A 25,693-nucleotide genomic window follows, 5' to 3' on the forward strand; every position below is an offset into this window, starting at 1 on the left:
AACGAGGTAAAGGAAGTGTGTCAATGAAGGATTTTTACACAGCATTATCATATATAAATGAAAAGATTTATAAACCAAACGGCATTGCGATTTCATCAATCCAAGAAGAGAAACAAAATGCTAAGTACGGAGCAGGTATCTTGAAAGTATCTTCAACATCAGTCCGTTTTAGAGTCGCAAATATTACACCAACAAAAATAGGTCAATTTGTTGCCATTTGGGAAAAAGATGATAATGATAAAAACCAACCTTATAAATACTCGGCGGCACCTGGTTTATTAGTTGTTACGGTATTTAAAAGTGAAAATGAATTTGGCCAATTCATTTTACCAAAAGAAGAGCTTTTCAGACAAAGCATCCTCATTTCAAGCTCTACAAAAGGGAAAATGGCATTAAGAGTTTACCCTAGTTGGGATATACCGACTAGCAATCAAGCGACAAAAACACAGGAATGGCAGCTACCTTATTTCGTTGATATGAGCGACCCAGGTAAATTAGATATTGAAAAATTGATGAGACTGTATTCCGTTTAAATAAAAAGTTGTTACTTGACAATTTATCAGGTAAAATGAATCATTGTGAAAATAGACAGAGGTCAGTGGCGTCACGAGATGAGTTCTGCGAATGGAACAACAAACTATAAACCCTTAATATAATCAGAGTGTGTAGAAGAAAAGATGAAGGTGGTGGAAGAATGAATTCAAAAGAGAAAATGTTAGAGATTATTAAAAAGAAACAAGTTGGTGGCGGAGGATCTAAAAAAATGGCCGAGCCAAAAAACAATATAAAAAACATGCGTAAAGGGCCAAAGATATTTAATAAGTAAGCTAAATATCCCTGTCACGTGCAGAAAGATACCTCTTATAGATTAGGAAGGTATTTTTTTTTTTGCGAAAAATGATGGTGGTTGAGGATGGTATAATTAATTATTAAAAATAAATGAGTATAACGCTTGTTAATTAAAATAAATGTGGTATATTATAATCAACAATAACCAACGAAAGGACGAATCCAAATGAATTCTTTAACACAATTACAATTGAATCCATTTACAGTAAGCTTCTGGTGGAGTACAACTCCATCTGTGTGAAGCTTGATTCGTCATGCTCGCATAGATTTAAAAATCTATGCGAGTTTATAGGATAATAGTCTATTATTATCTATTTTAGAGAACCCGCTTAGATTTTTTTCTAGGCGGGTTTTTCTTTGGAATTGAATAATAATAATAGAGGGTGGAAAGATGAAACGTAAAATTGCTTATGGAGTGAGTCTATTAGTGCTCATTGGTCTTGTTTTCTCGGTTGCTACTTCGACGGAGACGACTGCAACAGAATCGGAACAGATATTGAACTTAGCAACAGCGAATGAACCCGTAGTTGATCCGGGATTAGCAACGGATAAAAATTCAGTCGCATTAATTGCGAATATCTTTGATGGGCTGACACGTCCGACAATCGAAGGGGATGTAGAACAAGGTGTTGCTCAGAGTTGGGATGTCAGTCAAGACCAATTAACTTATACGTTTCATCTGAGAGAATCCAACTGGAGTGATGGGACACCTTTAACTGCTAGTGACTTTGAATATGGATGGAAAAGGGTTTTGGATCCCGAGGTTGCCTCACCTGGTGCAGGTGAACTTTATATCATCGAAGGAGCAGAAGCTTATCATCAAGGTGAAGGGGCAGTTGAAGAGGTTCAAGTCGTGGCAGTGGATAACCTAACGCTGGAAGTGACATTAACTGAACCAATGCCACAGTTTTTAGAGCTTACGGGTAGATTACCTGAGCTATACCCGATTCCAGGACAGATTGTATCCCAGCATCCAGAGTGGGCTCAAAATGCTGGCGAATTATTTATCAATAATGGACCTTTCATGCTAAGTGAATGGAATCATCAAAGTGATTACACGATTGAGAAGAATCCAAATTACTGGAACAGTGATACGGTTCGACTTGATAAGGTATATGTTCAAGTCGTGGAATCTATGGCGACGGCTAATACGATGTATTTAAACGGTGACTTAGATTACTTAGGGATGCCTTTCCATACGATTTCACCTGAGATGATTGATATACATAAAGAATCAGGTGATTTAAACATGTCAGATATGGCAGCTTTTTATAATTATGCAATGAATACAAATGACCCTCATTTATCGAATGTTAATATTCGAAAAGCGCTCGCCTTGGCCGTGGACCGACAAGGGCTAATTGCTAATGTGACAAAAGCAAATCAAACAGCAGCATTGCGGATTGTTGGGCCGACCGCAACAAACGCGACTCAAGATGTAGCATATATTGAGGATGCTGACTATGATCAAGCGCGTAATCATCTAGAAAAAGGATTAGAAGAGTTAGGTTTAAGTGAACCAAGTGAATTACAACTTTCGATGTCAACCAATGTCAGCGAAGAACATTCAGCGGTCGCACAATTTGTTCAAGCTGGATGGAAAGAAGAGTTAGGTATCAACGTTGAGATAGAGACGACAGAATTTCAAGTTCATTTATCTAATATGAGTGAATTGAATTACCAATTAGGTCGACGCGGAGAAGGTTATGAATATTCTGATATCGCATCATTTTTAGAGCAATATTATTCGACAAACAATGGACGTAATCATACCGGCTGGGAAGATGAGAATTATCAACAACTAGTCGAAAAAGCAAGAGTAGAAACCGATTTAGAAAAACGAGAAGATTTATTATTAGAAGCAGAAGCGCTTTTTATGGATGCCATGCCTATTGTTCCTTTGTATTTTTATACAAATGCATATGTCGTTAGAGACAACGTACATAATATGGAGATGGATACGATTGGTGTGATTCAGTTTAAAGACGTTTATGTAGAATAGGAGCAGTTCAATGAAAACACTATACAAACAAATTACAGACTATTTGACAGCGCAGCATGAAGAGATGGTGTCGCTGCTTAAACAACTCGTTAATATTGAAAGTGGGCCGGATCAACCTGAAGGTGTTGACGCCATTATAGAAATTTTTAAGCAAGAATTTGATCAACTTGGGCTAGTGTCTCGCTCGGTTGAGATGGAGTATGCTGGTAGTACGATTGTCAGTATTTATACACCTGAAGATGTTGAAAACAACGCACCAATTGTATTAAGTGGACACATGGATACGGTATTTCAACCAGGGGTTTTAAGTGAGCATGGTTTTCGAATGGTGGACGACCGCTTTGCTAAAGGTGCTGGCATTGCGGATATGAAAGGTGGATTAGTGATTGCCCTTTATACATTGAAAGCATTAATTCATCTAGGTTATAAGAAACATCCAATCAAGATGTTGTTTATAGGAGACGAGGAAACATTGCACCGCAATTCAAATACGCGTGAGGTCATGTTAGAAGAGTTGACTGGTGCAAGCATGATGTTGAATTTTGAACCCGCTACAGAGCGCGAACATATCGGAGTAAGTCGAAAAGGTGGAGCGATGGTCACGATAGAAGTGGAGGGGATCGGTGCCCACTCAGGGGGCGGTGCTGCTACCGGACGAAGTGCTATCGTTGAATTAGCCTATAAAATAATTGAGTTGGAATCTAAAACTGATATCCAACGCGGCAAACTGATTAACTGCGGGCTGATTGAAGGTGGCGTGAGTACCAATACAATTCCCGCTCACGCTAAAGCCAATATCGCTGCGCGTTTTTCTAATCAAACAACCAAAGATGAAATAATCAGAGACCTTGAAGAAGCAGTCGGTAATTCACACATTCAAGACACAACTGCACGTTACGAGATAGAATCTTATCTAGACGCGATGGAATTTACACCGGCAGTCGCACAACTTGCAGATCATTTTATAAGAATTGGATCTGATTGTGGTTATGGAGATTTAATAAAAAATAAAAGTGAAGGCGTGAGTGATGCATCACTTGGGGTTGTAGCTGGAGTGCCGACCTTATGTAGTATGGGGATTATTGGGTCTGGCGCGCATACGTTGGATGAAAAAGCTGATTTAGAATCATTGGTAAGTAAAGCAGTATTAGCAGTCAGCGGTATTATTGCATATTAATAAGAGCTGTTGGGAGACAAGACTAATTGTCTGGCTTCTTTTATTTTAGAAAAATAGATTGGTGTATTCGGGACAAACTAATTTCTGTATGCGGGTCACTTCACACTAATCTTATCATTCTGAACGAGTCCTAGAATTCTTCGCAATCATAGTGCGAGGCAATTGGCCTTACTTACTTATTTATTCCACTCAATTTAATATACTGTGAATGTACAAATGGTAGTTAACGGCGTCTAGCCTCCCATATCAGAATCCATATGCTCGCCAACCGCCTTAATCACTCCAAACAATCAAACTCTTTAAAAAGCTAGCTAGCTTTTTAACCCAACTATAATATAATACCAATATGACAATCAAATTGATTGAGGTAGGTAGGGTGAGAGTGTGAAACGGAATGTTGATTATTTTAAAGATGGTTTAAAGGATTCGATTCCTTTAGCCATTGGGTATTTTTCGGTGGCTTTTACATTAGGGATTGCGGCGAGAAATGCTGGCCTTACTCCATTACAAGGATTCTTAAGTGCTTTATTACTAAATGCATCGGCTGGGCAATATGCTGTGTATAGCTTGTTTGAGTCGAATGCACCTTTTGTGGAAGTGGTATTAGTCACGCTTGTTGTGAATGCTCGATACATCTTAATGAGTTTAGCATTGAGCCAACGTGTTCATCCAGATAGCCCAATGAGACACCGCTTCTTAATTAGTTTAGGTATTACTGATGAGTTATTCGGACTATCAATAGCGGATAATAAATTCGTTCAACCTTACTACTACTATGGAACGATGACATCACTATTATGGTGGGCGATTGGGAATTTTATTGGTGTCATCGCTGGAAATATACTCCCGTTGAGTATTGTGAGTGCGTTAAGTGTGGCTTTGTATGGGATGTTCATTGCTGCGGTTATTCCTTCAGCAAAAGTGAATCGGACGATTGCTTTTTTCGTTGTTGTTTCTTATGTAGCGAGTTTTACTGCTGATGTTATTGGTCTTGTGGAACGTTTTTCGTCTGGAATCGTGACGATCGTTTTGACAGTAATTATCGCAGGTGTTGCAGCAATTAGATTTCCGATTGAAGATGAGGTGATCCATGATGAATAGCGTGTATTTTTATCTACTCCTCAGTGGAGCAGTACTGTATATGATGCGAGTCATTCCAATGACTTTAGCTAGAGGGCAAATTAAACACTCATTTATTCGGTCGTTTTTGTATTATGTTCCATATGTTACTTTATCAGTTATGACTTTCCCAGCTATTTTACAAGTGACGCAGACACCTCTATCTGGACTGGCAGCATTAGTTGGTGCCATTTTAATGTCATGGCGAGGCGCTAATTTAATACAAGTGGCAGTCACAAGTTGTATGCTTGTTTTTATCGTGGAATTGATTTTAATTTAAGTGATAGTTGAATCATTTCTCTCTCTTTCATCAAACTGGTAAGATAGCGATATAGCATTGAGAGAGGAAGAGACGATGACTGATAAGACAAGCATGCCAATTCAAGTGTATTCAGAAATTGGGCGGTTGGAACGAGTAATATTACATCGCCCAAGTATTGAATTAGAAAATTTAATTCCAGCTAATCTTGAAGCGTTACTATTTGATGACATACCTTATTTGGAGGCGGCGCAAAAAGAACATGATGCATTTGCTCAAGTATTAAAAGAGAATGGCGTCGAAGTACTTTACTTAGAGAAATTAGCTGCAGAAGCTATTGACAATGGGAATGTGAGAGAAGAATTTATTGAGGAATGGTTGAGTGAATCAGGCTTAGAACCGGGTGCTCATTACCATGCTGTTAAAGAAAAGCTGACAGCGATTGAAGATTCTTACGAGCTGATACTCAAGACAATGACAGGATTTAGAAAAGATGAAGTCAAGGTTGAAGAAGGTACAACTTTGATTGATACTTTGGATAGAGATTATCCTTTGTTAATTAATCCGATGCCGAGTTTATACTTTACTCGGGACCCTTTCGCGACAATCGGGCAAGGAATTTCTTTGAATCATATGTATTCTGAGACGCGCAAACGAGAAACAATATATGGAAAGTATATCTTCCAATATCATCCAGTTGTCAAAGATAACTCCGTCCCTTTGTATTATTTCCGAGATGAATCGACTTATATTGAAGGTGGAGATATCTTAGTGCTATCTGAGGATGTCTTAGCGATTGGGATTTCGCAGAGAACGGACGCGCGTTCTATTGAGAAGCTTGCAAAAAATGTCTTTGAAGATACAGATTACAGCCAAGTGCTGGCTTTTCTCATTGGAAGTAACCGAAAGTTCATGCATTTAGATACAGTTTTTACGATGGTTGATTACGATAAATTCACGATTCATCCTGAAATAGAAGACCAATTAAAAGTGTATACGATAACGAGTCAAGACGGCGAAGTAAAAATTGAAGAGGAAACGGACCCATTAGAAGAGATATTAGAAGCAGCTCTCAACATTGAGAAAGTAACACTTATTCGTTGCGGGGATGATGACCCAGTAGCTGCGGCGCGTGAGCAGTGGAATGACGGGGCCAATACATTGGCGATTGCACCGGGTGAGTTAATTGTTTACGACCGTAATCCAGTTACAAATGCCTTGCTTGAAGAAGCAGGAATTAAATTGCATAAAATCCAAGGAAGTGAATTAGTCCGTGGACGAGGCGGACCGCGTTGTATGTCGATGCCGATTTACCGAGAGCGGTTTTAATTCATATCACTGGAGTTTGAAATGGTCTTTGAACGATTTAATAAAAATCAAACCCATACATTCTTCATCACCATCGTAGCGGATGAAGATAATGTTGGTGTTTATATACCACATTTAACTTGATTGCTTGGAACAGGTATTTTAATCGGTGGTTTTTTTACAATTGGTATCGCCATAATGTCTGCATTATATGCACTTTCAATGATTAACGAAACGATTGAAAAATACGTACGAATTATTTTAGCACTTGTATTTACGCCACTAAGTTTTTATATAAAGGTTAAGAATAGAACTTTACAACATATATAGTCCATCTTAGTTTGGAAAATTAAATAATAAAAAACGAGTATAGCCACTGTCATGCAAACAGCAAGCGATACTCGTTTTTATTATAATTGAATTTAGTCATTCACGACTTCTGCATATTTAATATTTTGTTGAGGGTCGACTTTCGACACTCCAGTTTGTTTTTCATAGAAATTATCAAGTAAAGTCATCGCAACCGTAGTTAAGACACCAATTACTGCCGCGTCGTCAACAAAACCTAAGGGGCCAAAGATATCTGGCAGGACATCCACGGGGAAGATCGTATAGGCTAGGGCGACACCGACCATACCTTTAATATATAGTGGTGTTTCTTTTTTGAATAAGGCTTTGACAAATTTACCTAAAGTTGTTTTTGAAGTTTTATTTGCTTTCATTAATACACACCCTTTCTTGACTATATACATTATAACGCTAAGGATTGATTCGGATATCAGTCTTAAGGATGATATTTAATTGTGACAAGATTATGGCAAGAAAATATGAATTAAGTTAAAATACTTTCTCTGAAAAGCGTGATAAAAGATTGTACCATAGTATTTGTGTTAAAATAGCAGTAACAAATAAACTGAGGAGGCAAAGGATGGCAAGGAAATATATTGTAGAAGATTTTGATGCGAATGGTGGCGTGTTTAAAACACAAATGACAAAGCTGTACCAAGAAATTGCCGATTACGCGAATAAAAAAGGTTTAACAATTATCAAAGTCAGTGATATGGATGAAAAAGGCCGTTGTGCGGTCATTTTTGAAGAAATTTAATTACTTAAGTTCGTTTGTGTATAATTATATGGCACAAGCGAACTTTTTTTAATCAAAATACTTATGCACATGTTCATAATTTGCAAATAACTTTTCATTTTATCAACATATCCACACAACACCTGTGCACAGTATATTGTTTTAGCTCTGCGGATGTAAGTGCTATACTTAAGGTATTGAAAACAATTTTAAAAAAAGAGTGAGAGGTGAATCGAATGGCAAAAAAGTAAAAAATATTTTGCTGGAGCGACTGAGTATCATTGAAGCGCGGTACGTGGATTTTTCTAATAATCCTTTTGATAGCGATATAGCACATGATTTGCGAGTGAGCATAAGAGAATTGCGTGGTTTATTGAACTTTATCAAACCGATTATCGGTGAAGAGACGTATGATTCAATGAATGCGCCGCTTCGCGAAGCAGCGCAAGTATTTGGACCTATTCGCGAACTCGATGTATTGACTGAATTTACTGAAGAAGTTGCTTTAGAACAACCAGATTTAAGTGAGTATTTTTATGATACGTTTAATTTATTAGGCAAAGAACGCCGGAAAGAAATGCGTCGCACATTTAACGTGACGAATGTTGAACTAGTCAAAGACGCGTTAACAACCACTAAAGAAACGCTTGAAGAATTAGAGTTGGATAAAGATTTTGATTGGGATAAATATGTTGCTAAACGCTTAGAGAAAAAGAATGATAAATTGCAAAAAGCGTATGAAGAAGTGGATCTCCAAGATTATGAAACGGTTCATGATATTCGAAAAGATGCTAAGAAAAATCGCTATGCAGCAAAATACTATAAAAATATAACATCCAAAAAAACTAAACCGTATAAAAAAGCAGCCGAAGCCATTCAAGATGAGTTTGGTGAAGTGACTGATGCGCATGTGAATTACGACTTATTAACAGACTTTGCTGATCAGGTTGAGGATAAAGATGTGAGAGAGTTATTCTATCAAATTCGTGAAATTGCTCAAGAAAAAATAATAGTCACCGAATAAAAGGAGAATGAAATTGGATTTATTTAAAGCACTCGTTGTACGAAAAGAAAACGACGACGTAAGTTATGAAGTTGAATCAATAAAGCAAGAAAATTTAGACGAAGGTTCAGTTTTAATCAAAGTTCACTATTCATCACTGAATTATAAAGATATGTTAGCTACTCAAGCAAAGGGTGGCGTGATTCGTCGCTACCCAATGATTCCAGGGATTGACTTAAGTGGAGAAATTGTTAAAACGACAGATGAATCATTTGAAGTTGGACAAGAAGTACTCATTACAGGATACGATTTAGGTGTGAATCACACGGGTGGCCTAGCCCAATACGCTCAAGTGCCTTCTGAATGGATCATTCCGGTGCCAGAAAATCTAACTTTAAAAGATGCTATGAGTTATGGGACAGCTGGTTTCACAGCAGCCCAATCTGTTCGAGCACTTGAACAGCATGGTATGGATCCGAAATTGGATCAACAAATTTTAGTCACTGGTGCTTCCGGTGGCGTAGGGAGTATTGCCTTAGCCATCCTAGTCAAAGCCGGCTACCAAAACGTTACAGCAATGATCCGTAAAGACTATCAGGAAAAAGTTGTTAAAGATATTGGCGCGCATCAAATCTTATGGGCAGATGATATTGGCGAGAAAAAAGCCCTTGCTTCTCAAAAATACGACTACGTCTTAGACACCGTCGGAGGCGATGTTGCCGCAACTCTCATCTCGCAAATTCAAGAAAAGGGAAGCATGAGTTTATGCGGAAATGCAGCGGGAGTAAAATTAGAAACAACCGTCTTGCCATTAATTCTCAGAGGCATTAACTTACTAGGGATCAACTCAGTCAACGCTTCTCAAGAAGAACGCGAAACAATCTGGAACAACTTGGCGGATTCATGGAATGTAGTTGATAATTTAAACACGAAAACAATTAAACTAGACGACGTTTCTGAAACAATCACCGCCATAAAAGAAGGCTCACACGTTGGTCGAACAATTGTAGAGATGAATTAGAGATTAAATAGAGATCCGTGATTTGAAAAAATTATGGTTCTCTTTTTTTGAAAATGCAACTCAAGCCAAATGGAGTTGTGGTTTGTCTTTAGATAGCTGAACTCAAGCCAAATGAAGTTGTGGTTTGTCTTTAGTTGTCCGAACTCAAGCCAAATGAAGTAGTGGTTTGTCTTTAGATAGCCGAACTCAAGCCAAATGGATGTGCGGTTTGTCCTGAGTTGTGTGAACTCAAGCCAAATGGAGATGCGGTTTGTCTTTAGATAGCCGAACTCAAGCTAAATGAAATTGCTATTTGACTTGAGCCAGACCTAAATCCCAAGACCTGCTTCCGCCAGCAAAGCGGAAATTAATTAATCATCTTATCCAGTAAATATTTTCAACTCAACAACTATTATGATAATATTAGCAGATGAGAGCGTGTTCGAAATCCAAATATAATTAATGAGAATGGAGCTGTTTTAGTGGAGCCAATTTTTTTAAAACCAGTTTTACAAGAGAAAATTTGGGGTGGCAATAAGTTAGAAAGCGAGTTTAACTTCGATTTACCAAGCGACCGTATTGGTGAAGCCTGGTCAATTAGTGCGCATCCAAATGGCGTTTCGACCATTGAATCGCCGGATGAATTTAAAGGTATGGCCTTTGATCAATTTTACGAAGAGCACCGTGAGTTCTTTGGCGAATTAAATGATGATGTCTTTCCATTATTAGTAAAGATACTGGACGCGAAAGAAGACTTATCTGTTCAAGTGCATCCAGATGATATTTACGGAAAAGAGCAAGAAGGTGAATTAGGTAAGACAGAGTGTTGGTATATTATCGATGCTGAGCCTGGAGCGCAAATCGTTTATGGACATAATGCGGAGTCCAAAGAAAAGTTCCAGCAACTGGTTGAAGAAGGGCGCTGGGACGAGTTACTGCGCCGAGTGCCAGTGACGCCGGGCGAATTTTATTATGTGCCACATGGAACGATTCACGCCATTGGTGGGGGTGTCATGATATTAGAAACGCAACAAAGTTCAGACACCACTTACCGCGTGTATGACTACGATCGTACTGACAATCAAGGGAAGCAACGTAATTTACATATCCAACAATCTATTGATGTGTCGCTGATTCCTCATCAAGACCCTGAACAAGTGGCAGATGTGAGCCAACAAGAGGGTGGCGCGATTACGCATTTTCTAACGAATGATTACTTTAAAGTCTTTAAATGGGATGCGACAGGCGACTTAGAAATTCCTGTCTCTAACACTGTTTATTTAGCAACGGTGATTGAAGGAAGTGGGGAACTCATTGTGAATGGAAAAACCTACCCACTAACCAAAGGAGATTCCTTTGTAACGCCAGCTTCAGCATCTGACATCCAAATAAAAGGGAATAACTTAACCTTAATCGCATCAAACCCAGTTTATTAATTCAAATAGGAGTGATTAAATTTGACATTACTAGGATCAATTGAAGCAGGTGGCACTAAATTTGTCTGCGCTGTTTCAGATAACGCATTAAATATTATTGAACGAGTGTCGATTCCCACAACGGTTCCGGAAGAAACCATGGAAGCCGTAGTAGATTTTTTTGGAAAATACGACGTCGACAGCTTTGGGATTGGGTCTTTTGGTCCGATTGACGTCAATCCAGCTTCAGAAACATATGGTTACATTACGTCTACACCTAAACCAGGTTGGAACCAATTTGATTTTGTAGGCTATTTGAAAAAAGCGTTTGGTAAACCCATTTACTGGACGACCGATGTGAATGCGGCAGCCTATGGTGAGTACAAATTGGGAGCTGCCAGAGATATTCCAAATAGTTTATATTTAACGATTGGGACAGGTGTTGGAGGGGGCGCAGTCATTGATGGCGATATCTTCAATGGGTATTCTCATCCGGAAATGGGCCACATCAAGGTCCAAAGACATCCTGAAGATACGGGAGAGGGCTCGTGTCCTTATCACGGTGACTGTTTAGAAGGACTCGCAAGTGGTTCTGCTATCGAGAAGCGATTTGGCAAAAAAGGGATTGATTTACCAGAAGACCATGAAGCATGGGAGTTTACGGCTTATTATTTAGCCCAAGCTTTGATGAATTATTCGCTAGTCTTATCACCGGAGCGGATTATCTTAGGTGGGGGTGTGATGAAGCAAGCCCATCTACTACCTATGATTCAAGCAAAATTAGAAGAACTCATGGCCGGCTACTTAGCTTTACCACCAATGGCCGAGTACGTTCAAATACCTGGTTTAGGAGATAACGCTGGAATAACAGGTTGTCTATTATTAGCTCAGAAAATATTAAATTAAAGAAGCTCAGTAACGACCGACAAATTCGGATCAGTTACTGAGTTTTATTTTCGCGCATAATATCAGAACTAATGCGACGCGAATCAAAAATTTGACCCACTTCAATAATATGTTCTAAGTTGACGTCATAATCGTGTGTAAATACCACCGCATAAAGTAAATTTAATAAGTAAATAATTGATGTGTTGGAAGTAAAATTCGCAATCTTTGAATAGAGCTTTTCCCGCGTTGTAATATGCAAAGTGACGTCACTTAATTTAGAAATGGTATTGTCACCAATACTTGTCAGACTAATAATGGATGAGCCGCGTTCACGCAACATATCAATGCATTTTAACATGATATCATTCTCGCCCGTATATGAAATGACGATGGCGCACGTGTCTTCTGTTGAATGATAGGCTTCGTAATCAATGTAATGAAATGTAGAAGCAATTGAAACATTCCGATTAATTCGGCGCATTTTAGTGACAAAATCCTGAGAAATCATCGCATTTGTATGACTTCCGAAGATCTTAATTTCTTTGGCTTTCAATAATTTTTCTTGGGCCTGCATTAAATTCTGATAATCCAATAAAGACAGAGTATCTTGAATCGTATTGTGCTCAAGGGTGGCTAGCTTGTTGGCTATAGAAAGTAAGTTATCTTGCTTTTCAAATGGGAGGTTTGCATCAATGGAATTATAATTACTATTTAAATAGTGCCATTCCTTTAAAAAAGCTTCTTTTAGATCAGTCCAACCTTTAAAGCCGAGCTTTTTCGCTACTCGAATTAGGCTCGTTGGATTTGTATGAGTTATTTGAGCTAGGGCAGTAGTGGTCATATTTTCCAGTGACTGTGGGTTTTCGGTCATGTAGTCGACTAAGGTTTGTTCGGCATCAGAAAAATGTTCAGACCTCATTTGTTCGATAATTAGCATGATAGCCTCCTAACTTCATTTTATTTAATCATAAAGGATTAGAAGGATTTTCACAAATTTTAACACATTTTGTGTCAGTCTTACACAAGAAATATATGAAAAGATATAAGATTTGTGATGAGGCTTTCTACTTGATCTCAAGCTATTGTAAAGGTTTACTTGCAGGGTTAAGCTAACCTTACAAACAAATAGAGGAGGCTATATTTTTTATGGCTAAAGGGATTAAAATTGTAACAATCGGTGGCGGATCAAGCTATACGCCTGAACTCATTGAAGGTTATATTAAACGAAAAGATGAATTGCCAATCGAAGAAATCGTACTGGTGGATATCGAGGCGGGGCAGGAAAAACTGAATATCGTTGGCGAAATGGCTAAGCGAATGATTAAAGCGGCCGGATTAGACTGGAAAGTGACATTAACTTTAGACCGTTTCAATGCCTTAAAAGATGCAGACTTTGTGACGACACAATTTCGTGTAGGGCTACTGGATGCGCGTGTGAAAGATGAACGGATTCCATTGTCGCACGGTATTTTAGGACAGGAAACGAATGGGGCCGGCGGAATGCTGAAAGCGATGCGTACAATTCCTGTGATTGATTCAATTATTGAAGATATGCGACAACAATGCCCAAATGCTTGGTTAATCAACTTCACCAATCCAGCTGGGATGGTAACGGAAGCAGCGATCAATGAATTCGGTTGGGAACGCACGATTGGTTTATGTAATGTCCCGATTACTCACTGTATGGATGTTTCTGAGAAATTAAATGTGGAACAAGCAGAATTAAATTTTCAATTTGCTGGGATTAATCATTTTCATTGGCACCGGGTTTGGGATAAAGCTGGGAATGAGCGCACAAAAGAAGTCATCGATTTGTTATACAAAGAGGATGAGGACGCACCTGATAGCGCACTAAAAAATATTCACGACGCAGGTTATAATGTCGATCAAATTCAAGACTTGGGACTACTACCTTGCGGTTATCACCATTACTACTATTCTGAAGATATTATGTTAGAGCATTCAATTGAAGAATTTAAAAATGGGGAAACGCGTGCGCAAGTAGTGAAAGAAACAGAAAGAAGCTTGTTCGAACTATATAAAAATGCTGAACTAGATTACAAACCGGAAGAATTAACACAACGTGGGGGAACGTATTATAGTGACGCGGCTTGTGAAGTGATTGCGTCAATCTATAATGACAAACGCACTCAAATGGTTGTCTCGACACAGAACAAAGGTGCAATTGCTGATTTACCGTATAATTCAATTATTGAAGTATCAGCGGAAATTACCTCTCACGGAGCCATGCCTTACAACTGGGGAAGCTTCATGCCAGCAGCTAGAGGAATGTTACAGTTGATGAAAGGAATGGAGGAGACAGTCATTCGTGCTGCGGTTGAGGGTAACTACGGTGCAGCTTTACATGCCTTTACGATCAATCCTTTAGTACCAGCAGGAAATACAGCTAAACGTGTGTTGGATGAATTACTTTACGCGCACAAAGAACACTTACCACAATTTGCCGAAAAAATTAAAGAGATTGAAGCAAAACAACCTGAGGTGGTTGAGTATGTGGATGAGTTAATGAAGTCGAATTAAGTAAATTTGTAGACTTCTGGCGTAGCTATAATCAATTTTATGCGAACCGTTGTGCCAGAATCTAAATGGAAATATGGTCATCAATCATGATTATAGTAGCGTTGAAGACGAAAAATATTTGACTTAAGGAATTGATGTGCTAAAGTAGGGTGAAATAAAATAATATAAAAATATCGCCGGATAGACATTCATTTTTGTACGTAGGCCAACGTGTACAAAATTGGATGTCTATCTTTTTTTATTTTTAAGGAGGAAGGAATATGTTTTTATCATTATTAGGTGTTACGATTGGTGCTGGCTTGGTTGATAGTTTAAACCCAATTGCCATTGCGCAACAATTTGTATTACAATCTACTGCGAAAAGTAAGCATTCAATCCTGACTTATATTTTTGGGCTGTTATTTTACTTTGGTATTGCTCAAATTATCCGAAATTAATTTGAATCAGCGCAGATGAACTACCCATTTTTAATCCCGCTTACACTAAATGTTCTAGGTGTGATGCTAATCATTTATCGTTTTATCACTATTTTTCAGAGAGAAATAAAAAAGCAGAGATTAAAGATGGGGAAGTAGAACCTACGCCAAAGAATTTGTCAGCCGGGCAATTATTTGGTGTAGGCGTAGTGTCTTGTTTGGCAGAGCTCACGAGCGCCTTGCCGTATATTGGATATTTAACCGTCTTAATTTCTGCAGATATTCATTGGACACTGGCTTTAGTTTTGCTCGCTCTATACAACTTAGTCTTATTCAATTTACCATTGTATATTTTATATGCAGTGTCCGTTTATAATGAAAAATGCTAATGAAAATTTATACCCGATTTTACCGTATCATGAGTTATATTTTAGAGTACGGAATACCAGTACTAGGCGTTTTATTAGGCTTATTCTTGATCTACTTAGGAGCGGTAGTGTTTTAAAATTTGTACTGCGGAGAAATAGGTGATTGAGAAAATCTCAGGACACCAAAGCATCCCTGAAAAAATCTCAGGACACCAAAGCATCCCTGAAAAAATCTCAGGGACACGAAACGGCCAAAAATGTCCTTGAAAAAAACTCAAAGACACGAAACGGCCAAAAATGTCCCTGAAAAAATCTCAGGGACACGAAACGCCAAAAAAATGTCTCTGAAAAAATCTCAAGGACACATTCCCAACAAAATCCCGTCCAAACCAACCCAAAACAAACTCAGCCCACCTCATTTAGCAACAATACTGAATAGGGTGAGCTGTTATTTATGCGCGTATATATGCATAGCCGTCTTCTTGGCGGGCAATCAGTTCAACCACGCCGCTTGGGACGTAAGTAAAGTGAATCGCTTCTGCTTGTTCTTGTGTTAATTCTTGTGCAGCCAAAGCATGTCCGCATAACTCGAAAGTAACACCTTTTTCTAACAAAGGCTCAGCTTTCGAAGCAATATCAGGGTGACTAACAATTTGAACGGCAGGTCCGTTTCCAAGAATAACTATATCAACGTTAACTAAATCAGCTAAGGCATTACTAGCACTAGCGATAACTTTTGACCACTCATCTAATTCGTGAGCATGAAATATGACTTTTTTCATCGTTTCACCTCTTTACTTTTGAAAAAATAGAAATAAACCAGCGTGTAAAGGCAAAACTTCTGCCGGCAAAAAGTTTTTGATTGCGTAAACAATCCATCGAGTCTTTATATTTATCAGCTGCAGTGGTTTTTAATCGTTAAACTTTAATCGTAATATTAAATTAATCGTCAGTCGCAACCGTTCAATCTAGTTTTAAGTACACAAAGACTCTACCAAAAGTGTTAAATCTCAGTGAGTAAATCAATTGAAATCATAGAGTTTGCATTCGATTGATCGATTAAAGAAGAAATTTTATTAACTTCTTTCGTAAGTCGGTCAATGTCTTCGCGAATCGATGACTCATTATAAGCACTATATTCGACCACGCCAACCCCCGTCTCAACGCGTGTTTCTTGGCGCTGAATTAAATTCTCAAGTTGCGTCAATAGTAAACGCGTTTGACGAACCCATTCGAGCTGATAAGTGACACTATGATTTTCTACAATAAGTTCATTATTTGCCTGTACAATGGCGTGACGCAAAGCGCTTGTGTCGGTAATCAGTTGTTTGTATTTTACCAATTCTTCTTCATTCGATTTAGCTTTATCATCATGAGCAATTGGCTTACCGTCCACTTTCACCGGACCAAAGAAATTTGAACGGAAACGGTAAGTAAGTTGATCAATTTGTTTATTAAAATTTGATAAAGTGAAAATAGCTTCTTGAATAGTTAATTGATGTTGCATAGTTACCTCCAGTGATAAAATTTATTTTTCCAAACCTGCTGCTTCCAAGTCGCTAATAATAATTTTCTTCATGTTCATCAAGGCTTGAATTTGAGCGTCAGTTTGTTGCAATTCATTTAAGTGACTCGGGATAATTTGCCAAGAAAGACCGTACGCATCCTTAACCCAACCACATTGCTCACTTTCTGGAACGTGAGATAATTTTGACCAGTAGTAGTCAATCTCCTCCTGATCTTCGCAAGCAATCGTAAATGAAATTGCTTCGTTAAATCGGAAATACGGACCGCCATCTAGACCAATAAATTTCTGGCCATTCAATACAAATTCAGCATGAATAACTTTGCCAGCCATGCCTTTAAATTGCTCATTTAAAGACTCATCCAGATAATATTCGATGAGTGTGACTTTGAGTTAGGAAAAATAGAAACATAATAATTAATTGCTTCTTCACAATTATTATCTGAAAACCATAATGATAGGATAATGTTTTTTTATTTTACCATTACAAAATATCAAAACAAAATAATCCCATCAGACGAATAATATAAGTAAATATTTCTAATTATTTTCTAATAAGCGTGTAAAATAAGGCTCACTTGTATTATAATGATAGAATATAAAGTGAGGTGAATAGGAATGTTTAAAACAAATAATTTAGTTAAAATCGCGTTGTTAACTGCCTTAACGACAGCGATTTCCCTATTAGTGATTATTCCGGTTCCAGCAATGAACGGATTTGTTACATTATGTGAGGCGGGTATATATTTAGGTGCAGTCTTACTTGGTCCCGCAGGTGGTTTTTGGGTGGGGGCATTGAGTGGTGGACTTATTGATATTTTATCTGGCGCACCGCAATGGGCTTTATTCTCGATTATCATCCATGGTATTCAAGGATTATTAGTTGGATATTTATATCAGAAATTTACAAGTACCTTTAAACTAAGTATAAGTTTAGTACTTGGAAGTGCGAGCATGATTGTCGGCTACTTCATAGCAACCATGTTATTATATACTTGGCCAGCAGCGATGGCGTCAATTCCAGGGAATCTCGTGCAGACGGTTTTTGGAAGTTTAGTTACGATCGTCGTATTAAAAGGCCTTAAGAAAACAAGTTTTAATCCAGCCAAAGAAGGTAATTAAATGTACACTGATAATTTAACGAATGATTTAATTCAAATTGTAGAAGATGTAATAGAGGTAGCCCAATTACAAGCAGGGAATACTTTTGTTTTAGGGTGTAGTACAAGTGAAGTTGTTGGTGGCATGATTGGGAAAAATTCCAGTCAAGAAGTCGGCGAACTCATTGTGTCAACACTGAAAGAGTATTTAGACCAGCATCGAATTAATTTAGCCGTTCAAGGATGCGAGCATTTGAACAGAGCGCTCGTCGTTGAACGCGCTTATGCTAAGCAAGCGGACTTAGACGAAGTATTTGTTGTGCCAGCTTTAAATGCTGGAGGTGCAGCGTCGGTGGCAGCTTTCAAATACTTTAGGGATCCTGTTGTCGTCGAACACATTGTCGCGCAAGCTGGATTAGACATTGGAGACACAGCAATTGGTATGCATGTTAAACATGTCCAAGTACCCGTGCGCCCAAGCATTAAGGAATTAGGCTCAGCCCATGTAACTGCTTTAAGAACTCGACCAAAATTCATTGGGGGACCTCGCGCCCAGTACGCTAATTAAGGAAAACATTAAGGAGCGGAATGTATGAGTCTTTTTTCAAATGAAGATAAGATATCACAATGAAAAGATTTAGTTGCGATTAAATCAGTGAATAGAAATAAAATCGAAGTTGATGAAGCACGCGTCAATTTAGTAGCTGAATTAGGAAGCGGTAGCCCGTGATCGGAATTTTAAATCATATGGATGGGGTGTCATAAGGAGATGCTACTGATTGGATACATGATCCCTTTGTCTTAAGTGAATAAGACGATAAGCTACATGGACACGGTACTTCGGATATGAAAGCAGGATTAATAGCACTAGTCACTGCGATGATTGAAATTAAAGAAGCCAATGCCTTTCCTCCAGGAACGCTACGCTTATTATTTACTGCGGGTGAGGAAAGTGCGCAACACGGGTCAAAATATTTACATGAAAATGGCTACATTGGTGACATTGAAGCAATGATTATTGCTGAACCAACAGGTGATGTCACAGACACATCGAATTTACTGAATGATAAAGACGCTTATTTTAACTTTGTGATATTTATATTGAACTGATTACAAAATTTGCTGAAGGCAAATAATTGAACGACGCGTACAAATTCAATGGAGGGTGAATGAATTATGACGATGAGATACACTCAAGCACAAATTCCTGAGGTCTCTCTTGTGAAGATAGATACCTTAATAGATGCGCATACGTTAGAAAATTATCCAGAACATGAGAATTTAGAATCTAAACTGTATGCGATTGAAGCCGTGAATGAATCTGGCTTTGCAGGCGGCATCGCCTTTACAAAACAATTTGAGACAGCGCATGTGAATGCATTGGCTGTAGAAAAAGCGTATCGTGGTCAACAAATTGGATCTGGTCTATTAAAGGAAATGGAGCAGTATGCTGAATCCATTGGAGTACATACCGTTTCCTTATCAACCTTGAGTTACCAAGCCTTAGATTTCTATCAGAAATTAGGTTACACATTATCAGGTTCAATGACCGATTATCCAAGACGTGGTCTGACCAAATATGCTTTATACAAACGCCTGCCAAATTATTAACTAAAGAAAAAGTCCTAGAAAAGAGTGATCTCTTCTAGGACTTTTTGCTTAAGGATTTTTCGAATGGTTTGTGGGGTTTTCATAGAACATAAGTATTGTCGAATTTGTTTTAAGAAGAATGTCATCTTTTTGATTTTTTACAATCCAGTTTACTTCTACGACTGCTTGATATGGTTTTGATTTAGACGGTTTGATATCCAGAATCTCAGTGTTAACGTATAGAATATCATCTGGTCGAGTTGGATTTGGCCAAGATAGGTTGACCATCGCACCAATCATACCGTGCTCGATGTTAAATGATCGAACTACTAGCCCCATAGCAATAGATGCTGTGTGCCAACCACTTGCAATTAAATCTTTAAACTGGTAGTTCTTCGCTTTATCTTCATTAATGTGATAAAACTGAGGATCATATTTTTGTGCAAAATCAATGATTTCCTCTCGACTTATTTGATAAGAGCCACAATCTATTTTGTCTCCAATCTTTAAATCTTCTAAACGGAATATTTTATTATTCATATTTACCCCTCATTTTTTATTTTATGTAAATGCACCTACACCAGTTAACTCACGACCAACGATTAAAGCATTCACTTCATGTGTTCCTTCGTAAGTGTAGATCGCTTCTGCATCTGTGAAGAAACGCATCACTTCAGATTCTAAAGTAATACCATTACCACCACAAACTTCACGAGCCATTGCAACAGTTTCACGCATTGTCAGTGAGTTGTGCATTTTTGCTAGAGACGAATTTAACATTAATGGACGTTCAGTTTCTTGTAATTCAGCTAAGCGCACTGAGTAGCCAATGTTAGCAACAACGTTTGCTTGCATACGGGCTAATTTCTCTTGAACTAATTGGAAGCCACCTAATTTTCTTCCGAATTGATCGCGTTCTTTAACGTATTTTAATGCTGAAATGAAAGCACCTGCTGTCACACCCATCGCGATATGAGACACATCTGCACGAGTGAAGACTAAGATTTTCGCAACATCACCAAAGCCGTTAATGTTAGCTAAGCGGTCTGTTTCAGGCACAACAACGTCTTCTAATTTAATGTGTGCGTTACGGATTGCGCGTAAAGACCCTTTATGTGGAATTGGATTAGCCTCATAACCTTCGGCACCTTTACGAACGATGAAACATTTGATGCGGTTATCTTCAACGTCACGTGCGAAAATTGGGATAACATCCGCAGTATCCGCACCTCCAATCCAACGTTTTTCTCCATTAAGAATCCAGTTGTCTCCCTCACGGCGAGCGGTTGTTGCTAAGCCACCTGCAATATCTGAACCGTGATCTGGTTCAGTTAATCCAAAACAACCTTGCCATTCAAATGAAGCTAACTTAGGTGCGAATTCTTCGATTTGACGGTCGTCTCCACCGATTAAAATTGTGTTGTAGCATAAGCCGCCATGAACAGTATAGAAAGTTGCGATGGATGCATCGAAACGAGCTAGTTCTAAGTATAAGAAAGCCGTATATAATTCACTTGGCTTACGTTTCCCTTCACGGTCAACATATAACTTCGGATTGTTCATAAATCCAACTTCACTTACTTTTTTAAATGCTTCAAATGGAAAATCGGCATTCTCCCAGTACTCAGCGATGACAGGACGTACGTGAGTTTCTAAAGCTTCACGAACTTCTTGCAATACTTCAATTTCGCCATCAGTTAATTTTTCTGCATATCCATATAAATCTTCTGGATATAATTCCTTTACGATATCTGCTTTTGTAGTCATAAAATATGCTCCTTTTTAAAAAATGAATTTGAATATAAACGCTTACAAGTCTATAATATAACCACTTTAGAAGAATTACTAATTACTAATAATTAAACATCGTATTAGCTCAGCTTATGATATTTTTAAAAATAAGCGTTTACAAGCAATTTAAAAAGAAGTAACCTATATTATGTAAGCGAAAAGGAGTTTGAAATTTAATGAGAATGGATATAAACCAAATGAATTATTTCATAAATATTGTCGAATGTGGTTGCAATTTATCATTAGCGGCAAAGAAGATTCACATTAGTCAATCAGCTTTGAGCCAATTCATTACAAATTTTGAAAAAGAAGAAGAAGTCGAACTATTTAAAAGAAAAAATGGACGATTAGATGAACTCACTGAAAGTGGAGAAAAGATATATCGCTATGCTCAAGATATTACGCAAAAAAGTATAGAGATGGAAGAGCTAGTGAGAAGAGAGGCTTCTAAACAAAAAGGAACCATTCGACTAGGCGTTCCATCTTTAATATTGCGAGTTTACTTATCAACGTATTTACCAAACTTTGTGTTAGAACATCCAGACATCCGCATTGAAGTTACCGAAGGTGGCTGTAATGACCTAAGACATATGTTGATTAATAACGATCTTGATTTCGCATTTTTAATTGAACCGACGAACTTAGACCTGAAAGGTTTCGAACAACATGTGATTGACATTAATGAAATGACAGCCTTTATGGATGTGAACCATCCTTTAGCTTCTGATGATTTGTTGAACTGGTCGCATTTAAAGCCTTATAGTTTAGCGATATTTAATGATACTTTTACAACGCATTTTCTAGTGAAAAATAAATTAACCGAAAGCAATGTGCCCAATGATGTGATGTTTACGTCTGCTTCATGGGATTATTTAATCGAAGCGACGCGTAATAATGAAATCGTAACCATCCTACCAAAGCCAGTAGATCGCTTCTTTAGTAGCGATGAATTTGCGGTGAAGCATTTCCATGATTTCGTACCATTTAACGTCTTATTATGTCGATCTAAGAAAAAACCTTATAGCGACGTTGAAGAAATCCTGCTTGAAAATATGCTCGACTTCTTCTATCAACCAGTCGGTTAATGAGATGAAGTTAAACGAACAATAATTAATTTTAAGATAGTGTTGGTGAGGTGATCTTGCTGATGCTATTTTTTTGTGATTGAACATCCTCGAAAAGTAACACTATATGACCTCAAACTACAGACCTCCATCCCGCATTTTCTATACAAAAATTTTATGAAAACTTTAATAGCCCGACAAACCCCAACACACAAAATGGTTATCAATAAGCCCTTCAAATGAGATATAAGTCGAGCTTATAGAAACGATTAATTTAGTATGATAGAAATTCATCGATGCAAGCATTAGAATTATAATTGTAAACGCTTAATAAATGAAACTAAGACATATATAAAAATGGAGGAAGTAAAATGACAGAAGTAGTAATTGTATCAGCACGTCGTTCGCCAATCGGAAGCTTTGGGGGAGCATTCAAAAATGTTTCTGCTGTGGATTTAGCAACACAAGTAGTGAAAGAAAGTATTAAAGACATCAACTTAGACCCTCAAGAGATTAACGAAGTGATCTTAGGAAATGTACTTAGTGGAGGATTAGGACAAAACGTTGCGCGACAAATCGCTATTAAATCAGGTATTCCAAAAGAAGTTCCTGCATTTACAGTGAACAAAGTGTGTGGATCAGGACTTAAAACTGTTGCCTTAGCAGCACAATCAATCCTAGCCGGAGACAATGAAGTTGTTATTGCGGGTGGAACAGAAAGTATGAGTCAAGCCCCATACGTATTAAATGACCAACGTTGGGGTAAACGTATGGGAGACGGTCAAATCGTTGATACTATCTTAAAAGATGGTTTAATAGATGCTTTTGATGATATCCATATGGGTGTGACAGCTGAGAATGTCGCAGAAAAATTTGGATTAACTCGTGAAATGGAAGACGAGTTAGCCGTGTCAAGTCAAAACCGTGCAGAAGCAGCAATCAAAGCTGGACGTTTCAAAGAAGAAATCGTTCCAATTGCCGTTCCACAACGTAAAGGTGACCCAGTGATGGTTGATACTGATGAATTCCCACGCTTTGGTTCAACGATGGATTCATTAGGAAAATTACGCCCAGCCTTCGCAAAAGACGGATCTGTTACTGCAGGTAATTCATCTGGAATCAACGATGGTGCTGCGATGCTTATTTTGATGTCAAAAGAAAAAGCAGAAGCATTAGGTTTAACACCAATAGCTTCAATCGTCGCTTACGCAAGTGGCGGGGTAGATCCAAAAATTATGGGGACAGGTCCAATCCCAGCTACACGCCGAGTGTTAGCTAAAGCAAATATGAGCTTAGAAGACATTGAGTTAATTGAAGCGAATGAAGCTTTCGCGGCACAAGCATTAAGTGTGATTAAAGAATTAGAATTAGATACAGATATTGTCAACGTCAATGGTGGTTCAATCGCTCTAGGACACCCAATTGGGGCAAGTGGTGCACGAATTACTGTGACATTATTACACGAAATGATAAAACGTGATTCTAAAACAGGGCTCGCTACATTATGTATCGGTGGCGGACAAGGGATTGCCTTAATCGTTAAACGACCATAAAAAAGGAGAATGTGTAATGTCGAAAGAGTCTCATGCTTTATTAGAAGAAATTACCCAATACACGAATGATGAGTTAGCTCGAGTAACAAAGCATTATGATGCGACGGAAGAATTTCCTACAGAGTATGTTGATTACTTCTTTAAGTGTGACATCTTTCGATTATTACTTTCTCAAGAATCAGAGACAGAGGATTTTTACACCTTTATAAAAGTAATTCAAATCGTTTCTAAACAATTTCCGTCACTGGCAAGTATTTTATTAACTCAAGTGTTCAAGTTGATTTCTTAGGACAATGTAACTCTGAACGTGTTCAAGATACTTACTATTCATCGACCGGCGGACAAGCGGACTTTACAAAAGGAGTTCGCCTATCTCAAGCAGGTAAAGGAATTATTTGCCTTTACTCAACAGCGAAGAATGATTCAATCTCAACGATTGTGCCAGTTCTTCACGCAGGATCGCCTGTATCAACAACGAAAAATGATATTGATACAATCGTCACTGAATACGGAGCAGCTCAATTAAAAGGAAAAACTGTCTTCGAACGCACTGAAGCATTAATTAACATTGCTCATCCGAAATTTAGAGATGAATTACGTCAACAAGCCATTGACATGGGCTATTTAGAAGCTGAAAAACTCTTTGCAGCAACTGTTTAATATATAAAATAAAAGTCACTTAAGTACTTGAATTACGGATATGAATCTGTGAACGAGTCCTCAGTGGCTTTTTATTTTTAAAATTTTACATAAAAAATACTTATGGAATTGCTTCCAACTCACAAAAAATGTGTTATAGTAATAGTGTAAAATTTATGGGGGAGACAGATTAGGATGAATAATTATATCGATGACGTTGCTAAGAAAAAAGAGGTTTTATATCGTTCAGAATTTCTAAGATATGCTGTGAGGGCGATGTATGCAGGAATGTATTTGACACTAGGTTCAGCAGTGGCTTTTATAGCTGCTAACCACTTTAGTGGCATTGATCCAGTGATTGGTCGGGCCATTTATGCGCTTCTTTTCCCATGGGGCTTAGTGACGATTATCTTACTCAATGGAGAATTAGCCACATCTAATATGATGTTTTTAACAAATGCCACATACCGCAAAGCGCTTCCAGCGCGGTCTGCAGTGGGTATTTTGCTAGTGTGTACGTTATTTAATTTACTGGGGAGTATGGCAATTGCTTGTATGTTGAGTCGCACCACTTTATTTAGCAATCTAGAGTCAACACATTATATGTATAATGCGATTGAAACAAAGCTAGCCAAACCATACGGAGCCATGTTTTTCGACGGAATCATCGCGAATATTCTAGTGAATATTGCCATTATTGGATCGGTCCGAATTAAGGAAACGAGCGCCAAAATCTTATTTGTTGTAGCGATTATATTTATCTTTTGTTATTTTGGCTTCGAACACGTCATTGCGAATTTTGGTGGATTCTCATTAGTTATGTTCACAAATCCAGGTGTTATTGACAGTTTCACATTCGGTAATGTTATCATGCATTGGTTACTCGTCTTTGTTGCTAACTATATCGGCGGTGGGCTCGTCATGGGCTTAGGTTATGCTTGGTTAGATTCAACGAAAACTAATTACTTAGACTAATATAAATACTCAGATTTCTGTCACAGT

31 protein-coding genes and 1 pseudogene are annotated in these 25,693 nt (G+C 38.0%); 24 read left to right on the plus strand and 8 right to left on the minus strand.

What is annotated here, in order from left to right; translation table 11 throughout:
- The first annotated feature begins 23 nt into the window (after positions 1 to 23).
- The 8 genes from ACFO5Y_RS10030 to ACFO5Y_RS10065 all read left to right on the plus strand — a co-directional run bounded on the left by ACFO5Y_RS10030 (position 24) and on the right by ACFO5Y_RS10065 (position 7,044).
- A complete protein-coding gene (locus ACFO5Y_RS10030; RefSeq protein ID WP_197104310.1) occupies positions 24 to 533 on the plus strand; it encodes a MepB family protein in 510 nt (169 codons plus the stop codon).
- 161 nt (positions 534 to 694) lie between these two features.
- On the plus strand, positions 695 to 826 hold the full coding sequence (locus tag ACFO5Y_RS10035; protein ID WP_269434916.1) for a hypothetical protein: 132 nt from the start codon (positions 695 to 697) through the stop codon (positions 824 to 826).
- Between the two features lie 414 nt (positions 827 to 1,240).
- Positions 1,241 to 2,851, plus strand: a complete 1,611-nt coding sequence (locus tag ACFO5Y_RS10040) for a peptide ABC transporter substrate-binding protein (RefSeq protein WP_197104309.1) — start codon at positions 1,241 to 1,243, stop codon at positions 2,849 to 2,851.
- 10 nt (positions 2,852 to 2,861) lie between these two features.
- Complete coding sequence (locus ACFO5Y_RS10045) at positions 2,862 to 4,028, plus strand: M20/M25/M40 family metallo-hydrolase (protein ID WP_197104308.1); 1,167 nt, start codon at positions 2,862 to 2,864, stop codon at positions 4,026 to 4,028.
- A gap of 384 nt (positions 4,029 to 4,412) precedes the next feature.
- A complete protein-coding gene (locus ACFO5Y_RS10050; protein WP_197104307.1) occupies positions 4,413 to 5,129 on the plus strand; it encodes an AzlC family ABC transporter permease in 717 nt (238 codons plus the stop codon).
- Positions 5,122 to 5,427 carry an AzlD domain-containing protein gene (locus ACFO5Y_RS10055; protein ID WP_138404603.1) on the plus strand — a complete coding sequence of 102 codons (306 nt, stop codon included), beginning with the start codon at positions 5,122 to 5,124 and terminating at the stop codon, positions 5,425 to 5,427. Before ACFO5Y_RS10050 ends, ACFO5Y_RS10055 begins: the two co-directional genes overlap by 8 nt.
- A gap of 75 nt (positions 5,428 to 5,502) precedes the next feature.
- Positions 5,503 to 6,735, plus strand: coding sequence for an arginine deiminase (arcA, locus tag ACFO5Y_RS10060; protein ID WP_197104306.1), 1,233 nt, complete (start codon positions 5,503 to 5,505; stop codon positions 6,733 to 6,735).
- Between the two features lie 123 nt (positions 6,736 to 6,858).
- Complete coding sequence (locus ACFO5Y_RS10065; protein WP_380706571.1) at positions 6,859 to 7,044, plus strand: cadmium resistance transporter; 186 nt, start codon at positions 6,859 to 6,861, stop codon at positions 7,042 to 7,044.
- 92 nt (positions 7,045 to 7,136) lie between these two features.
- Here ACFO5Y_RS10065 and ACFO5Y_RS10070 read toward each other — a convergent pair whose 3' ends face one another.
- Entirely contained in the window at positions 7,137 to 7,436 is a 300-nt protein-coding gene (locus tag ACFO5Y_RS10070) for a YkvA family protein (protein ID WP_138404601.1), read from the minus strand.
- Positions 7,437 to 7,642: 206 nt separating this feature from the next.
- Between ACFO5Y_RS10070 and ACFO5Y_RS10075 the strand changes: the two genes are divergently transcribed.
- The 5 genes from ACFO5Y_RS10075 to ACFO5Y_RS10095 all read left to right on the plus strand — a co-directional run bounded on the left by ACFO5Y_RS10075 (position 7,643) and on the right by ACFO5Y_RS10095 (position 12,122).
- A complete protein-coding gene (locus tag ACFO5Y_RS10075) occupies positions 7,643 to 7,819 on the plus strand; it encodes a hypothetical protein (protein ID WP_197104304.1) in 177 nt (58 codons plus the stop codon).
- Between the two features lie 274 nt (positions 7,820 to 8,093).
- A complete protein-coding gene (locus ACFO5Y_RS10080) occupies positions 8,094 to 8,822 on the plus strand; it encodes a CHAD domain-containing protein (RefSeq protein ID WP_331459511.1) in 729 nt (242 codons plus the stop codon).
- Between the two features lie 13 nt (positions 8,823 to 8,835).
- Positions 8,836 to 9,822 carry a YhdH/YhfP family quinone oxidoreductase gene (locus ACFO5Y_RS10085; protein WP_197104303.1) on the plus strand — a complete coding sequence of 329 codons (987 nt, stop codon included), beginning with the start codon at positions 8,836 to 8,838 and terminating at the stop codon, positions 9,820 to 9,822.
- 461 nt (positions 9,823 to 10,283) lie between these two features.
- Positions 10,284 to 11,237 carry a mannose-6-phosphate isomerase, class I gene (gene manA / locus ACFO5Y_RS10090; RefSeq protein ID WP_197104302.1) on the plus strand — a complete coding sequence of 318 codons (954 nt, stop codon included), beginning with the start codon at positions 10,284 to 10,286 and terminating at the stop codon, positions 11,235 to 11,237.
- A 21-nt stretch (positions 11,238 to 11,258) separates the two neighbouring features.
- The gene (locus ACFO5Y_RS10095) at positions 11,259 to 12,122 is read left to right on the plus strand and encodes an ROK family protein (protein ID WP_197104301.1); all 864 of its coding nucleotides are present in this window, start codon (positions 11,259 to 11,261) and stop codon (positions 12,120 to 12,122) included.
- A gap of 34 nt (positions 12,123 to 12,156) precedes the next feature.
- Here the strand turns inward: ACFO5Y_RS10095 and ACFO5Y_RS10100 are convergent, their stop codons facing one another.
- Complete coding sequence (locus ACFO5Y_RS10100; protein WP_197104300.1) at positions 12,157 to 13,041, minus strand: MurR/RpiR family transcriptional regulator; 885 nt, start codon at positions 13,039 to 13,041, stop codon at positions 12,157 to 12,159.
- A 209-nt stretch (positions 13,042 to 13,250) separates the two neighbouring features.
- Here ACFO5Y_RS10100 and ACFO5Y_RS10105 point away from each other — a divergent pair, with 209 nt between their 5' ends.
- Both ACFO5Y_RS10105 and ACFO5Y_RS10110 read left to right on the plus strand, forming a co-directional pair.
- Positions 13,251 to 14,645, plus strand: a complete 1,395-nt coding sequence (locus ACFO5Y_RS10105; protein WP_197104299.1) for a 6-phospho-beta-glucosidase — start codon at positions 13,251 to 13,253, stop codon at positions 14,643 to 14,645.
- Between the two features lie 260 nt (positions 14,646 to 14,905).
- A complete protein-coding gene (locus ACFO5Y_RS10110) occupies positions 14,906 to 15,082 on the plus strand; it encodes a hypothetical protein (RefSeq protein ID WP_197104298.1) in 177 nt (58 codons plus the stop codon).
- Positions 15,083 to 15,881: 799 nt separating this feature from the next.
- Here ACFO5Y_RS10110 and ACFO5Y_RS10115 read toward each other — a convergent pair.
- From ACFO5Y_RS10115 to ACFO5Y_RS10130, 4 genes are all read right to left on the minus strand, one after another.
- Positions 15,882 to 16,211, minus strand: a complete 330-nt coding sequence (locus ACFO5Y_RS10115; protein WP_197104297.1) for a DsrE family protein — start codon at positions 16,209 to 16,211, stop codon at positions 15,882 to 15,884.
- A 221-nt stretch (positions 16,212 to 16,432) separates the two neighbouring features.
- Entirely contained in the window at positions 16,433 to 16,936 is a 504-nt protein-coding gene (locus tag ACFO5Y_RS10120) for a hypothetical protein (protein WP_197104296.1), read from the minus strand.
- A 21-nt stretch (positions 16,937 to 16,957) separates the two neighbouring features.
- On the minus strand, positions 16,958 to 17,287 hold the full coding sequence (locus tag ACFO5Y_RS10125) for a VOC family protein (protein WP_269434915.1): 330 nt from the start codon (positions 17,285 to 17,287) through the stop codon (positions 16,958 to 16,960).
- A 17-nt stretch (positions 17,288 to 17,304) separates the two neighbouring features.
- A complete protein-coding gene (locus ACFO5Y_RS10130) occupies positions 17,305 to 17,421 on the minus strand; it encodes a VOC family protein (RefSeq protein WP_380706588.1) in 117 nt (38 codons plus the stop codon).
- 151 nt (positions 17,422 to 17,572) lie between these two features.
- Here ACFO5Y_RS10130 and ACFO5Y_RS10135 point away from each other — a divergent pair, with 151 nt between their 5' ends.
- The 4 genes and pseudogenes from ACFO5Y_RS10135 (at position 17,573) to ACFO5Y_RS10150 (ending at position 19,665) form a co-directional block, all read left to right on the plus strand.
- Positions 17,573 to 18,076 (plus strand): ECF transporter S component, encoded by a 504-nt coding sequence (locus tag ACFO5Y_RS10135; protein WP_197104295.1) that lies wholly within the window; start codon positions 17,573 to 17,575, stop codon positions 18,074 to 18,076.
- Complete coding sequence (locus ACFO5Y_RS10140) at positions 18,077 to 18,622, plus strand: TIGR01440 family protein (RefSeq protein WP_197104294.1); 546 nt, start codon at positions 18,077 to 18,079, stop codon at positions 18,620 to 18,622.
- Between the two features lie 257 nt (positions 18,623 to 18,879).
- Positions 18,880 to 19,164 (plus strand): annotated as a pseudogene (locus ACFO5Y_RS10145) (M20/M25/M40 family metallo-hydrolase); the annotation flags it as partial.
- Positions 19,165 to 19,230: 66 nt separating this feature from the next.
- Positions 19,231 to 19,665 carry a GNAT family N-acetyltransferase gene (locus ACFO5Y_RS10150; protein WP_197104292.1) on the plus strand — a complete coding sequence of 145 codons (435 nt, stop codon included), beginning with the start codon at positions 19,231 to 19,233 and terminating at the stop codon, positions 19,663 to 19,665.
- A gap of 48 nt (positions 19,666 to 19,713) precedes the next feature.
- Here the strand turns inward: ACFO5Y_RS10150 and ACFO5Y_RS10155 are convergent, their stop codons facing one another.
- Positions 19,714 to 20,184 (minus strand): MaoC family dehydratase, encoded by a 471-nt coding sequence (locus ACFO5Y_RS10155; protein WP_197104291.1) that lies wholly within the window; start codon positions 20,182 to 20,184, stop codon positions 19,714 to 19,716.
- Positions 20,185 to 20,205: 21 nt separating this feature from the next.
- Positions 20,206 to 21,411 (minus strand): acyl-CoA dehydrogenase FadE, encoded by a 1,206-nt coding sequence (gene fadE / locus ACFO5Y_RS10160; protein ID WP_197104290.1) that lies wholly within the window; start codon positions 21,409 to 21,411, stop codon positions 20,206 to 20,208.
- Between the two features lie 206 nt (positions 21,412 to 21,617).
- On the opposite strand from fadE, the gene ACFO5Y_RS10165 reads away from it, so the two are divergent.
- The 5 genes from ACFO5Y_RS10165 to ACFO5Y_RS10185 all read left to right on the plus strand — a co-directional run bounded on the left by ACFO5Y_RS10165 (position 21,618) and on the right by ACFO5Y_RS10185 (position 25,666).
- Entirely contained in the window at positions 21,618 to 22,520 is a 903-nt protein-coding gene (locus ACFO5Y_RS10165) for a LysR family transcriptional regulator (protein WP_197104349.1), read from the plus strand.
- A gap of 350 nt (positions 22,521 to 22,870) precedes the next feature.
- Complete coding sequence (locus ACFO5Y_RS10170) at positions 22,871 to 24,052, plus strand: acetyl-CoA C-acetyltransferase (protein WP_197104289.1); 1,182 nt, start codon at positions 22,871 to 22,873, stop codon at positions 24,050 to 24,052.
- 16 nt (positions 24,053 to 24,068) lie between these two features.
- A complete protein-coding gene (locus ACFO5Y_RS10175; RefSeq protein WP_197104288.1) occupies positions 24,069 to 24,341 on the plus strand; it encodes a hypothetical protein in 273 nt (90 codons plus the stop codon).
- Positions 24,311 to 24,712 carry an acetyl-CoA hydrolase/transferase C-terminal domain-containing protein gene (locus ACFO5Y_RS10180; protein ID WP_380706591.1) on the plus strand — a complete coding sequence of 134 codons (402 nt, stop codon included), beginning with the start codon at positions 24,311 to 24,313 and terminating at the stop codon, positions 24,710 to 24,712. Before ACFO5Y_RS10175 ends, ACFO5Y_RS10180 begins: the two co-directional genes overlap by 31 nt.
- 174 nt (positions 24,713 to 24,886) lie before the next feature.
- Complete coding sequence (locus ACFO5Y_RS10185) at positions 24,887 to 25,666, plus strand: formate/nitrite transporter family protein (RefSeq protein ID WP_197104287.1); 780 nt, start codon at positions 24,887 to 24,889, stop codon at positions 25,664 to 25,666.
- The last annotated feature ends 27 nt before the right edge of the window (positions 25,667 to 25,693 follow it).

Source organism: Ruoffia tabacinasalis, assembly GCF_042652985.1.
Taxonomy (GTDB): Bacteria; Bacillota; Bacilli; order Lactobacillales; family Aerococcaceae; genus Ruoffia; species Ruoffia tabacinasalis.

What these genes read in the sequence shown, in the direction of transcription:
- ACFO5Y_RS10030 (WP_197104310.1), top strand. Translation starts at nt 24, where the DNA reads ATGAAGGATTTTTACACAGCATTATCATATATAAATGAAAAGATTTAT.
- ACFO5Y_RS10035 (WP_269434916.1), top strand. Translation starts at nt 695, where the DNA reads ATGAATTCAAAAGAGAAAATGTTAGAGATTATTAAAAAGAAACAAGTT.
- ACFO5Y_RS10040 (WP_197104309.1), top strand. Translation starts at nt 1,241, where the DNA reads ATGAAACGTAAAATTGCTTATGGAGTGAGTCTATTAGTGCTCATTGGT.
- ACFO5Y_RS10045 (WP_197104308.1), top strand. Translation starts at nt 2,862, where the DNA reads ATGAAAACACTATACAAACAAATTACAGACTATTTGACAGCGCAGCAT.
- ACFO5Y_RS10055 (WP_138404603.1), top strand. Translation starts at nt 5,122, where the DNA reads ATGAATAGCGTGTATTTTTATCTACTCCTCAGTGGAGCAGTACTGTAT.
- arcA (WP_197104306.1), top strand. Translation starts at nt 5,503, where the DNA reads ATGACTGATAAGACAAGCATGCCAATTCAAGTGTATTCAGAAATTGGG.
- ACFO5Y_RS10070 (WP_138404601.1), bottom strand. Translation starts at nt 7,436, where the DNA reads ATGAAAGCAAATAAAACTTCAAAAACAACTTTAGGTAAATTTGTCAAA.
- ACFO5Y_RS10075 (WP_197104304.1), top strand. Translation starts at nt 7,643, where the DNA reads ATGGCAAGGAAATATATTGTAGAAGATTTTGATGCGAATGGTGGCGTG.
- ACFO5Y_RS10100 (WP_197104300.1), bottom strand. Translation starts at nt 13,041, where the DNA reads ATGCTAATTATCGAACAAATGAGGTCTGAACATTTTTCTGATGCCGAA.
- ACFO5Y_RS10105 (WP_197104299.1), top strand. Translation starts at nt 13,251, where the DNA reads ATGGCTAAAGGGATTAAAATTGTAACAATCGGTGGCGGATCAAGCTAT.
- ACFO5Y_RS10110 (WP_197104298.1), top strand. Translation starts at nt 14,906, where the DNA reads ATGTTTTTATCATTATTAGGTGTTACGATTGGTGCTGGCTTGGTTGAT.
- ACFO5Y_RS10115 (WP_197104297.1), bottom strand. Translation starts at nt 16,211, where the DNA reads ATGAAAAAAGTCATATTTCATGCTCACGAATTAGATGAGTGGTCAAAA.
- ACFO5Y_RS10120 (WP_197104296.1), bottom strand. Translation starts at nt 16,936, where the DNA reads ATGCAACATCAATTAACTATTCAAGAAGCTATTTTCACTTTATCAAAT.
- ACFO5Y_RS10125 (WP_269434915.1), bottom strand. Translation starts at nt 17,287, where the DNA reads ATGGCTGGCAAAGTTATTCATGCTGAATTTGTATTGAATGGCCAGAAA.
- ACFO5Y_RS10135 (WP_197104295.1), top strand. Translation starts at nt 17,573, where the DNA reads ATGTTTAAAACAAATAATTTAGTTAAAATCGCGTTGTTAACTGCCTTA.
- ACFO5Y_RS10140 (WP_197104294.1), top strand. Translation starts at nt 18,077, where the DNA reads ATGTACACTGATAATTTAACGAATGATTTAATTCAAATTGTAGAAGAT.
- ACFO5Y_RS10150 (WP_197104292.1), top strand. Translation starts at nt 19,231, where the DNA reads ATGACGATGAGATACACTCAAGCACAAATTCCTGAGGTCTCTCTTGTG.
- ACFO5Y_RS10155 (WP_197104291.1), bottom strand. Translation starts at nt 20,184, where the DNA reads ATGAATAATAAAATATTCCGTTTAGAAGATTTAAAGATTGGAGACAAA.
- fadE (WP_197104290.1), bottom strand. Translation starts at nt 21,411, where the DNA reads ATGACTACAAAAGCAGATATCGTAAAGGAATTATATCCAGAAGATTTA.
- ACFO5Y_RS10165 (WP_197104349.1), top strand. Translation starts at nt 21,618, where the DNA reads ATGGATATAAACCAAATGAATTATTTCATAAATATTGTCGAATGTGGT.
- ACFO5Y_RS10170 (WP_197104289.1), top strand. Translation starts at nt 22,871, where the DNA reads ATGACAGAAGTAGTAATTGTATCAGCACGTCGTTCGCCAATCGGAAGC.
- ACFO5Y_RS10175 (WP_197104288.1), top strand. Translation starts at nt 24,069, where the DNA reads ATGTCGAAAGAGTCTCATGCTTTATTAGAAGAAATTACCCAATACACG.
- ACFO5Y_RS10185 (WP_197104287.1), top strand. Translation starts at nt 24,887, where the DNA reads ATGAATAATTATATCGATGACGTTGCTAAGAAAAAAGAGGTTTTATAT.